Origin of the sequence: Streptomyces sp. NBC_01485 (assembly GCF_036227125.1) — a bacterium.
Taxonomy (GTDB): Bacteria; Actinomycetota; Actinomycetes; order Streptomycetales; family Streptomycetaceae; genus Streptomyces.
The window spans coordinates 2,951,368-2,966,364 of record NZ_CP109435.1 but is presented as its reverse complement, the minus strand read 5'-3'; the positions used below and the strand labels follow the sequence as shown (position 1 = coordinate 2,966,364).

Genomic DNA, 14,997 nt, shown 5'->3' with positions numbered 1-14,997 from the left:
CGGCGGGGGTGCTGCATGACTACGACCTTCGTTGAACCGCCGGCCGATGCCGTCGCCCGCGATCCGCACTGGGCGGCCAAGATGGCCCGTCTGCGGGCCCGTCGACTTCCCGAGCGCGCCGTCTCCTTCCTCGACGACCAAGACCTGAAGCAGCGCGTGACCGACGCGGCGCTCGACATGGCCAAGGCACGCACCAGCGCCGTTGGCCGGGCCTCCGAGATGGAGGTACCAGCCGACGAGCGTGAGAGCTGGGCGCTCGCCCAACCGGAAGTGCTGGCCGCCCAGGCCGCGCTGGACGAGGCCCGGCGAGCCTTGGCAGCCGGGACCCTCAAGCTCACCTTCCGGGCTCTGCCGCGACCCGCCTGGGAGCAACTGCTTCGCGAGCACGCCCCCACGGAGGAGCAGGCGGATCTCGGCCACGAGTACAACGTCGAGACCTTCCCCGCCGCTCTCGTCTCGGCCTCCTCGGTGGACGGCATGAGTGAGGCGGAGGCGCAGGAACTCCTCGACAGCTGGAGCGACGCGGACGCCAAGGCCCTGTTCACGGCCGCGCTGCTGGTCAACCAGACCATGAGGGCCGACCTGGGAAAAGGCTGATCGTCGACGCCCAGTTCAGGGCCGAGATGGAGCTGTGCCACGCCTACGGACTCCCGCACTCGCAGTTCACGGGTGCGGGGGACGGCCGGTGGACGGCTTTGGACCGGGCGAAGGCGATGGCCTACCTCGCGTACCAGCGCAGCGTCTGCGAGACCTGCGGGACCCGGGCGGCGGAGTGGGACGAGAGCCAGGGCGGCGATCGCTTCGCGTACGTGGCCGAGCCCTACCGCTGTGTGGGCTGCGAGGTCATCGAGATGGAGCGCGAACACATTCCTGATGGACCAGATGCGCGGGGGCTCAAGATCGGGCTGAGGCCCAGAGAGGCATCCTGACGTGGCTGGTGCCTACACCCTGTACGTCAACCTGCTCGCGTCAACCGGTGGGCTGTCCACCGGTCTGCGACAGGGAGCTGCGCAACTCCGCGCATTTGACGGGCAGTTGGACGGAACGGCCGCCCGGCTGAACCAGGTGCGCCTGGCCGGTGACAATCTGGCCCGCGCCCAAGTTGCCGCGTCCGCGCAGATGGTTCGCTCCCAGGCGCAGGTGGCTCAGGCTGTGCAGCGGACTACCGTGCTCCAGGAACGCGCTGGCCGTGCACAGGCGGTGGCGGCGACAGCGGCTCGTCGTACGGCAGCGGAACAGACTGCGGTGGCGGCGACGGGAGAGCGAGCCGCACGGGCGCAGGCGCTGGCGCAGACGATGAACGCCCGCGCCCAGGCCACGGCGGGCGCCGGGGCCGCAGCCGCCGCACGTACCGCCGCTGCGGCTGAGACGGCCGCCGCCCGCGCCGCCCAGGAGCACGCCGAAGCCCAACGGCGTGCGGCTGCGGCCCAGGCCACGGCGACGCGCGCCACTGGCCTCGCGGCTTCGGCCGATGCCCGTGCCCTGTCCGCAGTCCGGATGCGGGACGAGGTGCAGACCACTGCCGCGCGCAACGCGCAGCGACAGGCGCAGCAAGTCGCGAGGGCCGAAGCCCAGTTGGCCGCCGCGCGGAGCGCCCAGGCTGCGCGGACCGCGAAGAACGGCCTACTCATCGGTGCCGCTCTTGGTGTCGGCGTGGCTCAGGCGATCTCGCTGGAGCGGGCGATGGCCAACGTACTGACGATCTCCCAGCAGATCACCTCCGAGAACGTCGGAGCCTTCACCGATCAGATCGTCGAGCTGTCCACCGAGCTGCCGCAGACCGCCGACCAGCTCGCCGACGGCCTCTATCAGATCGTCTCGTCGGGCTTCGACGGCGCGGACGCCATGGAGATCCTCCAAGTCGCGGCTCGGGGCGCGGCAGCGGGCCTGACCACGACGGAGACTTCTGCCCGCGCTGTTCTCGGGGTGCTGAACGCCTACGGCATGTCGGCGTCCGACGCCAACGACGTCATGGACGTGATGTTCCAGACCGTCAACTACGGCGTCATCTCCTTCGAGGAACTCGCGCAACAGCTGGGCGACGTCGTACCGATGGCGGCGGCGGCCGGCGTCGAGTTCGACGACATGAGCGCCGCGCTCGCCGCGATCACGCTGACCGGCATCCCCGCGGCCGAGGCCGTGACGGCCCTGAACATGCTCCTCACCCGCGTCATGAAGCCGACGCAGGACCTCAAGCAGGCCGTCAAGGACCTGGGCTACGAGTCGGCCGCCTCCGCCGTCGAACAGGACGGCCTGTACGTGGTCGTGAACAAGCTGAACGGGGCGGCGGGCAACACCGCCGAGGGCATCTCGAACATGTGGAAGGACATCCGCGCCACACGCGCGGCCCTTGCCTTGGCCTCCGCCGGGGGCGAGAACTACGCCAACACCTACGCGGGCATCGCGAACGAAGTGTCGCGTGCCGAAGCCACGCAGAAGGCGTACGCCCTCCAGACCGACACCGTCACTGGCCAGTGGCAGTTGGCCTCCAACCAGGCCCGTGCGCTCGCCATCGACGTCGGCCGAGCCCTGCTGCCGGCGCTCAAGGCCGTTGGGTCCGTCGTCCACACCGTCGTCGGCAGCATCGAGGACCTCCCTGGTCCGATGAAGTCCGTCCTCACGATGGTCACCGCGTCCATCGTGGGACTGCTGCTGCTCCGGGCTGCCTACACGAAGGTCACCGTACAGATCGCCGCGTTCCGTACCGCCCTGGCCGCCGCTCAGGCGGGCGGGGCCGTGATGCCCGCCGTGCTGGCGGGTACCAGCCTCGCGGTCACCGGACTTGCCGCTGTCCTCACCCTCGGCATCGCCGGATACGCCGCCTACACCGCCTCCAAACAGAAGGCGAAGGACGCGACCAATGAACTGGTCCAAGCCTTGCAGCAGGAGCGCGAGGAGGCGACGACCGGTGCCAGCATCAACAAGCTGTACGACCAGCTCACCGCCGACGGCGCGCTGAAGGACCTTGAGAAGGTCGGCATCGGCACCACCGAAGCGATCGACGCGATCACCTCCGGCGGGGCCAAGCTCGCCATCCTCCAGAGCCGCCTTCAGCAGGACTCCTACGAGTACGCCCGCAAGGCGAAATCCGGTGATGCACCCGGCGACTACGAGAGCATCACCCAGTACTCCAAAGCAGAGAAGACCCTCGAAGACCGCCACAAGATGTGGTCCGAGGCGGTCAAAAAGGAAGCCGAGATCGCCCAGCAGAAGGCGATCGTCGAGGCGAAGATCAAACAGCAGGCCAAGACCAGCGGCGGCATCTTCGACCTCTTCTCCCTCGCGGACATCGACCGCACCGGTGCGCCCGAGATCACCGACGAGATGAAGGCACTCGCCGAGGCCGTCGGCGACGCCGTCGACCCGTCCCGAGCCTTCAGGGACGCGCAGACCGCGGCGGCCGAGGCGATGCGCAAAGCCGGGAAGGACGCCGACACCGCCAAGGTCAAGCTGTCCGACTACATGAAGGAGCTGCACAAGCAGCTCCAGGCGCAACGCGACTTCCAGGGCAACCTGTCCGAACTCGCGGTGTTCGGCTACGACGACCTGGCCGACCACTTCGCGGAACTCGGCGTGGACGCCGCACCGATGCTCAACGAACTCGTCGGACAGCTGAAGAAGGGCAAGACGAAGGTCGCCGACGAACTGCGCGACATCGTGACCGAGGACGCGGAACGGTCGACGGAGGCGTACCGGCTCGGCCTGCAGAAGACCGCCGAGATCACCGAGAAGTACGGCAAGGAGATCGGCCGCGCCTGGGCCAAGGCGTCGGAGCGCAACGACCCGGCCGCCTTTCAGAAGGTCACGGAGCAGATGGCGCTGATCGATCTGCGCAAGGCCGTGAAGAAGTCCGTGGGCGACGCGCGCAGCGAGTTCGACCGCGGCATGGAACTCCTCGCAGAGGTCGCCAAGAGGAAGGGGAAGGATGCCGCCGGCGCGTTCCAGGACGCGCTGCTGTCCGGCGACGTGGAGCGGGCAATGGACTCCCTCAAGAGCATCTGGGGAGCCGACGTACCGATCACCGCGCCCGACTTGTCGAAGGTCGTGTCCGCCTTCTCCCAGGCGGGGAAGGACGCGAACGCCGAATGGTCCGGCGCCCTCGACCTGATCCGGCAGGTCGCACAGTCCAAGGGCACGGAAGCAGCGAGCGCGCTCACCTCCGCACTCCTGTCGGGCGACATGGCCGCGGTGCAGGCACAGCTGGACGCGATCGGCGTCAGCGTCACCAACATCCCCGGCTCCAAGAGCATCGCGATCTCCGTGACCCCTCCCGCTCCCGTGTCGGTGTCCGTGATTCCGCGCGTGGCGCCCGGCACCGACCTGCCGTGGGCGAACAAGCCGCAGTGGAAGGACGGAGGCATCCTGTCGTTCTTCGCAGACGGAGGTGTCACCGCCAGGCGGGAAGACCACATGGCGCAGATCGCGAAGGCCGGAACCTGGCGGATATGGGCGGAAGAAGCCACAGGCGGGGAGGCCTACGTACCCCTGGCCCACAACAAGCGCGCTCGCTCCCGCGCCATCACCGAGGAAGTCGTACGACGTCTGGGAGGCAAGGGCGTCGAATGGTACGCCGACGGAGGGCTGACCGGCTGGTCCTACAGTCCCTCCGGCTCGACGGAGCTGATCTCTGTCTCGTCTATCCGCTCAGACTCCATGCGCACCGTGAAGAAGGGCGGAAAGGAGACCGAGGTCTTCGACCTCAAGCTCTTCGAGAAGAATCTCGACAAGGCGGTGAAGCGAGCCCAGCGGTGGCGCAAGGACCTCGCCACCGTCGCCCGGCGCGCTGGCCAGGATGTCGCCGATGCCCTGAAGGACATGGGCGAGGACGGCGTGGAGCTCACCCACAAGATGGCCACCGGCAGCTCCAAGTACGTCACGGAGATGACCAAGGACCTGGAGAAGCTGGGCGTGGTCGCACGAGCCACGCTGTCCGACTACACCGCCCAGCTCAAGCAGGCCATCAAGGACCAGGCCGCGTTCGAGAAGAACCTCTCCAAGCTCGCGGCCATGGGCTACGGCGACTTGGCGACGATGCTCGCCCAGCAGGGAGACAAGGACGCGGAGGACCTCGCCGCCGAAGCCGCCAAGTCCCCGAGCAAGGCCAAGAAGGCCAACACCCAGGCCAAGGCTGCCTCGAAGGCCATCCCGAACGACGACCTTCCGGACCTCGTGGCGATCATCTCCGCGATCACCTCTAGCAAGACCGGTATCCACGATGTCGCTGAGACGACAGAACTCGGCGAGGACCGAATCATCGAGATCGCCACGCTCGGCCGGACCCGTATCAAGGACGCGCTGGGGAAGAAGGCCACGCGCTTCCTGTCCGACCTGGACAAGGCCAACAAGCAACTCGCGTACGAGGACGGCGGCATCCGTACCGGCCTGTATGCCACCAACAACGGGATCATCCGCTTCGCCGAGCCCTCCACCGGAGGAGAGGCATACCTGCCGCTCGGCGTGAACAAGCGGCGATCGGCGACGGCCGTCTTGGCGGACGTGGCGAACAGGTTCGGCTACCAGCTCACCCCCGCGGGCGACAGCGGCCTCGTACGACTCGTCGACGCCCGGCCCGCCCCGGTCCAAGTCGTCGTCGTCCGAGAAGAGCGGCCCGCCGCGCTCGTCGGGTCCATGCCCGTGACCGTCAACGGCGGCGCTGACGCCAAAGCGGCCGACCAGGTCGGCACGGAGATCATGCGGCGGCTGCGGAACGCCCAGAGAGGAGGCCGTATCTGATGGCCACGATCACCCAGGAGTGGCAAGTCGACTTCGCCGGTGTCCTCATGGGCCCCGGAACGTCGTACCCGATCAGCGAGATCACCGGTCTGGGCACGCCCGAAGTCCGCGCCCAGGACGTCGAGTTGCCCACAGAGGACGGCTCATTCCCCGGCGTGGACTACTACAGCCCTCGCACGGTGACGATCGAGGCCGGCATCCGGACCCCGGGTGACCCGCAGGCCGCCGCCGACGCGCTCGCCGCACTCGACCAGGCAGCCTCCGACCCGGCCGTGCGGAAGACAGCAGGTGCCTTGCAGACACTGCGGCTGCTCTGGCCCGGACGGGACAGCGCCAAGCGGCTCTACGGCAGGGTCCGCCGAGTCGAGGCCGTGTCCATGGCGCAGGCCGTCTACGGCTGGATCCCCGTGACCCTGGAATTCGCGGCCACCGACCCGCGATGGCACGGAGAGGTTGAACAGCAGGTCACCCTGCCCCTGTCCTTCACGGGCGGCACAGGCTTCAAGGCCCCCGTCACTGCTCCGATCACCACCGGTGTGGCAGACCCGACCGAGCGCAGAGGCTGGGTCACCAACGCCGGGGACCTCCCCGCCTGGCCCTCCCTGAAGATCAAGGGCCCGGTCGTGAACCCCCGCATATGGATCACCGAGACAGGCCGCGTCCTCGACCTGTCGCTGACCCTCGGCGAGAACGACACCCTTCAGATCGACACGCGCCCCGGCACGCGCTGGGTGCTGCGCAACGGCGCCAACGCCGCGTACGCCCTGTCCGCCGTGTCGCGCCTGGACCTTTTCCAGGTCCCGCCCGGAACGAGCGAAGTCCGGTGGACCGGCGCGGACTACACCAACTCCACCCGCCTCGCGGTGTCGTGGCGCGACGCCTACACCGCCCTGTAAAGGAGAGCAGATGGCACTGATCCAGCCGCCCATGTTGACCCACGGCGGCACCCACCCCGCACGCGCCTTCCGGATGATGGTGCGGGACCTCGCGTCCGGGAACCAGGGCGTGACCGAAGGCAACGACTTGAAGGTCAGAGAGTGGTCCACTCCCGGTGCCGGCGTCCGAGTCGGCGACGGCTCGGCGGTCGTGACCGGAGCTGCGTGGGGCCAGGGCTCCTACACCCAGTACAACGTGGGCGACGCCATCGTGCCGATCGCTCCCACCGGCTCCTCGGCCCGGTCCGACCTCATATGCCTTCGCGTTGAGGATCCCGAGTACGAAGGCAACCGTGACCCTGCTGCCGACGAGATCGGCTACTTCCACGTCGTGTCCGGTGTCTCCGCGACCGCGAAGGCAGTCCCGTCCGGAATGACGGCGATCCCGCTGGCGCGCCTCGACATACCGGCGAACACCGCCACCATCACCAACGCCATGGTCACGGATCTGCGGCTGATCGCGAACCCTCGACGCGAGCGGACGCTGTACACCGCCTATCCCAGCGCGCTGAACAGGCTGACCGCGCAGAACGGCCAGTGGTACAACTGGCCAGCCGCCGCCCGCTGGAAGGTCCCGATCCCGAGCTGGGCGACGAGCGCCAAGCTGCTGGTGACGCTCGCGGGCCTGCGCCTTTCGGAATCCGACGTGTTCGCCAACATGCAGACCTCCTTGGGCACCGACACGGGGCAGACCACCGCCATCGACGACGACCAGGGCGCCAACATCCGCCGCAACACCGTCGTCCTCGCCGACACCATCACCCTCTCTGCGGTCCTGCGCGGCACCACACAGGACCTCTTCGTGCGCACCCAGCCCTCCAAATCCGAGTGGGGCAACCTCGGCGTCGACGCCGCGACTTCCCTGATCGCCGACGTGGAGTTCACCGAAGGCGTCGTCTGAGACGACACCGGCACCACCACACCACGGCGCGGGGGAGAAGCAGGATCGCGCCTGATGGCGTCGCCGTCGTACCGCTACCTCACCACCGACGCACTCACCAACAAGGTCCTCGCCTGGGACCTGCCCCTGACCGGCGTCGAGTTCGGGCCCGCACTGTCCGCGACCGGCAGCCTCACCGGCGCGGTCGAACCCCGCCTTGCCCACCTCGTCCGCTCCCAGCTCGACCCCGGCAACACCAAGATCTACGCCGAGCGTGACGGTCGGCTGCTGTGGGGCGGCCTGATCTGGCGAGCCGACCCCCAGGGCCAGCAGCTCAACATCGAGGCATCCGGCTGGGGTTCCTACCCCTACCGGCGCTACGACCTCCACGGTCAGCTCAACGCACGCGGCCCCTACACCTACGCGGACCCGTGCAAGGTCATCCGCGACGTGTGGGCGTACTGCCAGGAGACGCCGGACGGCCAGCTCGGCATCCAGGTCGACGACACCACCTCGAAGGTCACCGTCGGTACTCCGGAGGACCCCTACCGGATCGACTGGTGGGACACCCCCTCGCTCGGGGACGTCATCTCGGACATGGTCGCCGTCGAAGGCGGCCCCGAGTGGACCGAAGAAGCCACCTGGCAGAACGGCACGCCGCAGGGCCGCGTCCGAATCGGCTGGCCCCGCCTCGGCCGCCGCCGCACGGACATCCACTTCGAGTCCGGCGTGAACGTCGTCAAGGCGGTCCCGGTCGAGTACGACGCCGACAACCTGGCCCAGGTCGTCATCGCGCTCGGCGCCGGCGAGGGCCGCAACCGGCGCCGCGCCGTCGACGCCGTACGTGACGGTCGGCTCCGCCTGGAGCACCTCCTCGAAGTACCAGAGGAGAAGGCGAACGACCGGCTGGCCGCACGCGCCCGCACGGAACGCATCTCCCGCCAGGTCATCGGCGAAGTCACCGAGATCACCGTCCGCGACCACCCCGCGGCCCGCTTCGGTTCCTGGCAGATCGGCGACGACGTACGGGCCCGGGTCCACGACCAGTGGACCGACTTCGACGCATGGTCCCGCATCGTCGGCTGGCAGATCCAGCCCGCCTCCGGCGACACCCCCGAGCAGGCCGTCATCCAACTCCAGCGCGCGGACCGCTTCACCTACGGGGGAGGCACCGCGTGAGCAGCGACATCGCCCGACTGGCCGCACGCGTCGCCGTCCTGGAACGGCAACTGGCCCGCACCACCCGCACCGCCCGCATGGCGTACTCGTCCATCGAGGACGGCGCGATCGAGGTCTACGACCAGGACGGCACCCTGCGCGGCAGCATGGGCCTCCAGGACGACGGCACCGTCGGCTTCATCGCCCACAACGGGCCGCCGCCCCCCACACCCACGCCGCCCGTGGTCGAGTCCGCGCTGTCCGGGCTCACCGTGACCTGGCCCGGAACGTGGACAGACGCCGAGACCGCTCCGCTCGATCTGGCCGAAGTCCAGGTCCACCTGTCGACAACCGCCGACGTCGAACCGGACACCACCAGCCCCGTGGCCGCCTTCCACACGGCCGCCGGCGGAAGCATCACCCTCGCCACCGACACCTACACCCCGCTGTGGGTGCGTCTGATCGCGGTCAACACCTCCGGCACGGCCGGACAGCCCTCGACCGCTGTGCAGGGACAGGCCCGCAAGGCCGTCCCCGACGACCTCGTCAACGCGATCATCGACGAAACCAAACTCGCACGCGGCGCGGTCACCGACGCGGCGCTCGCCCTCGGGGCCGTCAACTCCACCGCGCTCGCGGACGGCGCGGTGCTCGCCGAGAAGCTCGCCGCCAACTCCGTGACGCTGGGCAAGGTCGCGAGCGGCGCGATCACCCTCAGCGCGCTCGGCGGCGCGCTCGCAGACGCCACCAGCCAGCGCCTCGTCGACACGATGGGCGAGGCCGCCGCCTGGCAGACCACCGACCAGGGCAGCGGCGCCACGTGGGCGCACCTCACCGGCGTACTGGATGCGCCCACCGGCCGGAACGTCGGTGAGGCCTGCGGCTTCATCCGGCTTCGTGGCACGACCCTCGTCCCGTACGAGCCCGGTGTCCTGTACCGGATCAGCGCCCGGATCCGGGCCACAGCCCAACTCGCCACCGGCCCGGACGCGTTCTACGTCGGCGTGCTCGGCGTGGGCGCAGACCAGACCACCTTGGTCAACCGCGCCGGGGCGAACACCCCGAACAGCCACTACTACATCGCGGCGTCGTATCGATCGCTGCCGACCACGGACGGCTGGGTCACGGTCGTCGGCTACCTCAAGGACCGCGCAGCCGCGGGCTCCGCCGGTCCCAACAACGACCCGCGCTCGCCCGGCACCGTGCACGACGCCGTCCGCTTCATCACCCCCTACTTGTGGCTCAACTACGCCTCGATGGGCGTCTCCGGCTCCCCGGCCGTCATGCAGGTCGACGCCGTTGCCATCGAGGCGCTGAAGACCGGGATCGTCGACGCAACCAACCTCGTGAGCGGTTCGGTGACCGCCGCCGCGCTCGCGGCTGACTCGGTGATCGCCGGGAAGGTCGCGGCCGACGCGATCACGGGCCGCGAGATCGCCGCGAATTCGGTCACGGCGACCGAGATCGCGGCGGCCTCGATCTCCACGGACAAGCTGGTCGTCGCGGGCGGCACTAACGTCCTCGGCGACCCATCGTTCGAAGGTGCCTACACCGCGGCGATCGCCACGACCGTATGGTCCGTCGTCTCCGGCGGCAACGGCTCCGCGAAGGCGCTCCGCGTCGACGCCACGGCGACGGTCGCCACGACACGGTCCCTGAACCTCACGTCGATGCCGATCCTGAGCGGAGAGCAGGTCTACCTCGCCATCGACGCCAACGCGTCCGCCGACTGGGCGGGAGGCGCGCTCAAGTTCTACGCCCGGTGGTTGGACGGCACAAGCGCGACCGTCGGCTTCGGTGTCGCCCAGGTGGACGTCCCAGCTCGCGGCTCGTGGCAGCGCCTTGCCGCCACGGTCACGGCGCCGGCCAACACCACCGCGGCCACGGTCTGGGTGGAGACGTACCAGTCGACCGCCGGAGCCGTGCTGTGGGACAACGCAGTCGTCCGTCCAGTGGTGCCGGGCGTGCAGATCGCCGACGGCGCAGTCACCGCGCCCAAGATCCTCGCGGGAGCGGTGACGGCAGAGAAGATCGCGGCCTTGGCCATCACGGCCGAGAAGATCGCGGCGCTGTCCGTCACCACGGACAAGCTGAACGCACTGTCCGTCACAGCGGACAAGATCGCGGCCAACGCCGTGACGGCAACGAAGATCTCGGCGGGCGCGATCGAAGCGACCCATATCAAGGCCGGGGCAATTACGGCGGACAAACTTGACGCGGACGCCATCAACGGCAAGACGATCAACGGAGCCGTCCTCACCGGTAGCACCCTCCAAACTGCCGTGAGTGGACAGCGAGTTGTCATCAGCCCCGGAAACACCAATCCGGAGACTGGATCGATTGAGTTCTATTCCGGCAGCGCCGATGAGTCAGCACCGGCAGAACTCAATACCGCCATCGGGTACGCCTCAGATTCCTCCGGTACCTACGAAGTTCCGAGCGTTTCGCTGAGCGCCCCGAAGGTGACTGGTTCGAGCCAGGAAACAGGGGTGTTCCTGCAAAGCCACGTTCCGGGCTATTCGGGAGCAGTCTTCAACCTTTACGCAAACGATCTGAGCGGCAACGGAGTTGCCTACATCAACGGATACGGAGCTGATACCTCGGCCGCCGGATCGTCCATCGAGCTGCACGTTCGCGATGTGCCGTCCGCATCGGCCCCGTCCACTGCCAAGCTCACATCCAGCGGATTCGCGATTGACCGAGACCTCAGCGTCTACGGCAAATCCCAGGGTCGCGGATTCGTCGCGCAGAAGACTCTGACCGCGAACGTCACGTTCTCCAGCACGGAGACGGCCGTCATCACAACTGGCAGCATCACGTTCAAGGCCGGCCGCGCCTACCGTGTCTCCCTCTGGGCGCTGCATAGTGCGGCCAGCGACAGCTATGCGCTATATCGAATTCGCAAGAACACCGTGTCCGGGACGATTTACAAGGACCAGATGCGGGTCAACAATCTGCAAGCCTCCACAGCGAACGCAGCCGTTTCCGTCCAGACCATCCTGACCAACACCACCGGCAGCGACGTCACAGCCGCACTGTGCTGGACCGGGACTCAAGGGGGAGTCGCACAGACGTGGACGCTCGCCGCCAGCAGCAGCAACGTCGCCTACCTGCTGGTAGAGGACTGCGGGTCCGCCGACGACTACATCGGCCAGGCCATCACCTGACCGGATTGGCTCTGTTCGCCTGGCCCGCAGCCGTCGACCAAGAGCGGTCTCCGGCCAAAGTGCTACATCATCATGGATGGGTGCGGCATATTGCTCGCAGTCCTGCGGGTCGTCCGACTGCTGTTAAACATTACGACAGGGAGTGCCGATGCAAGTAGTGCGTCGTTCTACGCTCACGAAGCAGGGGTTCATATGACGGATGAGGAAAAGGGTTGGAAGTCGTACGAGGAGGTAGCCGTCTACCTTCTCGACCAGATCGCTGAGAAGCTTGGGCTCGATCGAGTCGAGGAGAAGCAAGGCGTGATCGGCCGGCGCACTGGCACCACTTGGGAGATCGACGGCAAAGGTGTCAAGGTTGGTGACGAAGGCTTCGTTATTATCGAGTGCCGCCGCTACACCACGTCCAAGCTGAAGCAGGAACACATGGGCGGACTGGCTTACCGCATCATCGACACTGGTGCTGCGGGCGGCATCATCGTGAGCCCCCTAGGACTCCAAGAGGGCGCGGCCAAGGTGGCGGAGGCCGAGAACATCCGCTCCGTGCACATGGACGAGAACAGCACTCGCACCGACTACATGTTCCGCTTCCTCAAGGAGGTGTTCGTTGGTGTGTCTGACACGGTGCGGGTTACGGAGTCGGTGACGATCACCATCACCCGAGCTGACGGCACGCAAGAGACGTTCACGCCTGACGCCTGACAGCGAGCAGCACCATCAACAGGCGCGGTGCGTCTGGTGGCCGCGTACCCAACCCGCGTCGGCGGTCACTGTAGGTCGCGGCCATCAAGGCGGCACCGCGGTGCAAGGTGGACGAACCGATGTAATCGGTCGCTCTTACGATCAGTCGCGTGTCAGCATGCAGACCATGAGCAACGAGGTTGAGGAGCCCGAGGAGGGTTCCGAGCCGGGGCCGGTCGACCCCTTCGATTTGGTTCGCGCGTTCCAGCCGCTGACGGACTACTACCGCACCACGATGGCTGAGATATTGAGGCCGTTGGCCGAGATGGTCATTTCGACGAACCGCATTGGCGAAGCGATCGGCAAGCAACTGGCCGAAGCGGCAGGGGTGAACGCGATGCTCCGCGAGACCTTTGAACCGCTGCACGAGCACTTCCGGGAGTACTGGGCGGGCGTCTTCGAGGGGCTTGGCTCCTTGAAGGAGCGCATCTACCCGCCCAACCTGCACGACGCTACGCCGTCGGTCGAGGAGTTCGAGCAGCTGTTGCTTGAAGAGGGCATACCTCTGATGTGGGTTCCTGGCCCGAAGGTCGTTCGTGCCCTCCTGGACGCGCCCGACGCCGTTGGTCGCCGCGAGATCATCGGGCGTCGGTGGAAGGGCATCGTCAACGACTGCGAAGCCGTGATCGAGGACGTTGACCTTCCCGACCTACAGGAGTCGCGAAGCTTCGCCTTTGACTGCGTGGCGGCACTGCGCGACGGGCACAACAACGCGGCCCAGGCGCTCGCTGCCAACCTGCTCGACAGCCTGATGCGCGCCCACTTCGATGAGCCAGCCAGGAAGAAGATCACGTTCAACAAGAAGGGCCAGGCGAAGTTCGACCTGAACGACTACCAGCTCCGGGTTGCCCTGACGTTCGCCCCGGTCTGGTACGCGCACGCCGAGTACTGGCCGAAGAACGGCGACCCGATCCCACGCGTGTTCGGCAGGCACCCGAGTGCCCATGGTGTGTCGCGTACGCAGTACTCGCGGATCAACGCGGTCTACGGGCTCATGCTCGTCACGTCGGTGCTGAAGTTCTTCGACGTCGAGTTGGAGCGGTAGCTGCGCAGCACCATGCAAGAGCATCAAGCAGGTAGGCACGGCAGTTCAGGACTGCCTCGTGTCTCATAGACTGGTCGTCAGCGGCGCGGGGTTGCCGAAGGGAGCGCCGTGACCGCGCCGCCGGGACAGGACCCCACGCCGTGGGAACTGCTGCGGGCCATGCAGCAGATGCGCGACGACCTGCGCGCCGACTTCGCTGCCTTCAGCGCGCGGCTGGCCGAGATGGTGACGAAGATCCAGTACGACGCCGACCGGCGGACCGACGAAGTGCGGATCAAAGCCGTCGAGGACGACATCGCCCAGATGCGGCGCGAGCGCGAGACGGAGCGTCAAGAGGCCCGGGGCGTACGGCGGTTGGCTCTTACCGCCCTCGTGGCCCCGGTCGTGGTGGGCGTGATCGTCGCGATCGTGACCGGCAAGCTCGGACTGTAGGCTCGGAACAGCAGGCGCGGGGGAGAACAAGGAACGCGCCATGCCTGATCTCTGGCTGCCTGGAGCTGAGCGGCACCCGCTCAGCGACACCGCACCCACCGACACGCAGTACGACCCACGCGTCATCTGGCACATCACGTGGGACAAGAACGCCACGGTGGCCAAGCCCGCCGATCTCGTGGCATTCGACAAGCTCGTGCGGTACTTCACCGGCGGCGGCAAGGGAGTCGCGCCGCATCTGCTCTGGGATCCCTTCACGGGTAGGACCGCCCAGTTCTATCCGGCGAACAGCCGGTCCAAGTCGGTCGTCGACACCGCCGGCGGCACCCGGACCAACCGCACCGGGAAGGTGTGTCTCCAAGTCGAGACGTTGTTCTTCCCATACTGCCGCGTGAACGGGAAGTCGTACGCGACCGTCCGGGACACCCCGGCCAAGGGTCTCGACAAGATTCTCGCCTGGGCCCGGAGTTGGGGGGTGCTGGACACCTGGCCGATGGGCGCCCCGACCTGGAAGGCGAACCGCAGCGAGCACACCTGGGAGACGGAGGGCGGGCACTACGGCCACGGCCAGACGCCCGAGAACCAGCACACCGACCCGGGCCCTATGCCGAAGTGGCCGACCACCACGTCGACGACGCCCAAGCCGGGCCCGCCGGCGTTCCCCGGCCGAAGCGCCTTCGGCCCTGGCAAGTCGAACGCTTCGATTCTCCTGCTGGGCCAGCAGCTCGTGCGCAAGGGCTACGGCAAGCACTACCGCGTCGGCCCGTCCCGCGACTGGGGTGAGGCGGACCGCCTCAACGTCGTCGACTTCCAGCACGCCCAGAAGTGGACCGGCTCCGATGCCGACGGCTACCCCGGCCCGGAGACCTGGCGCCGTCTCTTCGCCTGATCCCTCTGACCAGCCCAAGG

11 protein-coding genes are annotated in these 14,997 nt (G+C 67.8%); all 11 read left to right on the top strand.

Annotated elements, in window-relative coordinates; translation table 11 throughout:
* Window positions 1-15 precede the first annotated feature (15 nt).
* Window positions 16-597 carry a hypothetical protein gene (locus OG352_RS13645; protein ID WP_329217010.1) on the top strand — a complete coding sequence of 194 codons (582 nt, stop codon included), beginning with the start codon at window positions 16-18 and terminating at the stop codon, window positions 595-597.
* 26 nt (window positions 598-623) lie between these two features.
* Window positions 624-929: a hypothetical protein gene (locus tag OG352_RS13640; RefSeq protein ID WP_043684329.1), complete on the top strand. Its 306-nt coding sequence runs from the start codon at window positions 624-626 to the stop codon at window positions 927-929.
* 1 nt (window position 930) lies between these two features.
* Window positions 931-5,733 carry a phage tail tape measure protein gene (locus OG352_RS13635; RefSeq protein ID WP_329217009.1) on the top strand — a complete coding sequence of 1,601 codons (4,803 nt, stop codon included), beginning with the start codon at window positions 931-933 and terminating at the stop codon, window positions 5,731-5,733.
* Window positions 5,733-6,629: a phage distal tail protein gene (locus tag OG352_RS13630; protein WP_329217008.1), complete on the top strand. Its 897-nt coding sequence runs from the start codon at window positions 5,733-5,735 to the stop codon at window positions 6,627-6,629. The genes OG352_RS13635 and OG352_RS13630 overlap by 1 nt, the downstream gene beginning before the upstream one ends.
* A gap of 10 nt (window positions 6,630-6,639) precedes the next feature.
* Window positions 6,640-7,569, top strand: coding sequence for a hypothetical protein (locus tag OG352_RS13625; RefSeq protein WP_329217006.1), 930 nt, complete (start codon window positions 6,640-6,642; stop codon window positions 7,567-7,569).
* Window positions 7,570-7,623: 54 nt separating this feature from the next.
* Window positions 7,624-8,727, top strand: a complete 1,104-nt coding sequence (locus OG352_RS13620) for a hypothetical protein (protein ID WP_329217005.1) — start codon at window positions 7,624-7,626, stop codon at window positions 8,725-8,727.
* A gap of 146 nt (window positions 8,728-8,873) precedes the next feature.
* The gene (locus OG352_RS13615; protein ID WP_329217004.1) at window positions 8,874-11,873 is read left to right on the top strand and encodes a hypothetical protein; all 3,000 of its coding nucleotides are present in this window, start codon (window positions 8,874-8,876) and stop codon (window positions 11,871-11,873) included.
* A gap of 192 nt (window positions 11,874-12,065) precedes the next feature.
* Entirely contained in the window at window positions 12,066-12,572 is a 507-nt protein-coding gene (locus OG352_RS13610; RefSeq protein WP_329217003.1) for a hypothetical protein, read from the top strand.
* A gap of 166 nt (window positions 12,573-12,738) precedes the next feature.
* Window positions 12,739-13,656, top strand: a complete 918-nt coding sequence (locus tag OG352_RS13605) for a hypothetical protein (protein ID WP_329217002.1) — start codon at window positions 12,739-12,741, stop codon at window positions 13,654-13,656.
* Window positions 13,657-13,764: 108 nt separating this feature from the next.
* Complete coding sequence (locus OG352_RS13600) at window positions 13,765-14,088, top strand: hypothetical protein (RefSeq protein WP_280875206.1); 324 nt, start codon at window positions 13,765-13,767, stop codon at window positions 14,086-14,088.
* A 40-nt stretch (window positions 14,089-14,128) separates the two neighbouring features.
* Window positions 14,129-14,977 (top strand): peptidoglycan-binding protein, encoded by an 849-nt coding sequence (locus OG352_RS13595; RefSeq protein WP_329217001.1) that lies wholly within the window; start codon window positions 14,129-14,131, stop codon window positions 14,975-14,977.
* The last annotated feature ends 20 nt before the right edge of the window (window positions 14,978-14,997 follow it).

Bases quoted from the DNA above. Each gene is read 5' to 3' on its own strand.
- OG352_RS13630 (WP_329217008.1), top strand. From the start codon at position 5,733: ATGGCCACGATCACCCAGGAGTGGCAAGTCGACTTCGCCGGTGTCCTC.
- OG352_RS13640 (WP_043684329.1), top strand. From the start codon at position 624: ATGGAGCTGTGCCACGCCTACGGACTCCCGCACTCGCAGTTCACGGGT.
- OG352_RS13605 (WP_329217002.1), top strand. From the start codon at position 12,739: ATGAGCAACGAGGTTGAGGAGCCCGAGGAGGGTTCCGAGCCGGGGCCG.
- OG352_RS13610 (WP_329217003.1), top strand. From the start codon at position 12,066: ATGACGGATGAGGAAAAGGGTTGGAAGTCGTACGAGGAGGTAGCCGTC.
- OG352_RS13615 (WP_329217004.1), top strand. From the start codon at position 8,874: ATGGGCCTCCAGGACGACGGCACCGTCGGCTTCATCGCCCACAACGGG.
- OG352_RS13595 (WP_329217001.1), top strand. From the start codon at position 14,129: ATGCCTGATCTCTGGCTGCCTGGAGCTGAGCGGCACCCGCTCAGCGAC.
- OG352_RS13625 (WP_329217006.1), top strand. From the start codon at position 6,640: ATGGCACTGATCCAGCCGCCCATGTTGACCCACGGCGGCACCCACCCC.
- OG352_RS13645 (WP_329217010.1), top strand. From the start codon at position 16: ATGACTACGACCTTCGTTGAACCGCCGGCCGATGCCGTCGCCCGCGAT.
- OG352_RS13620 (WP_329217005.1), top strand. From the start codon at position 7,624: ATGGCGTCGCCGTCGTACCGCTACCTCACCACCGACGCACTCACCAAC.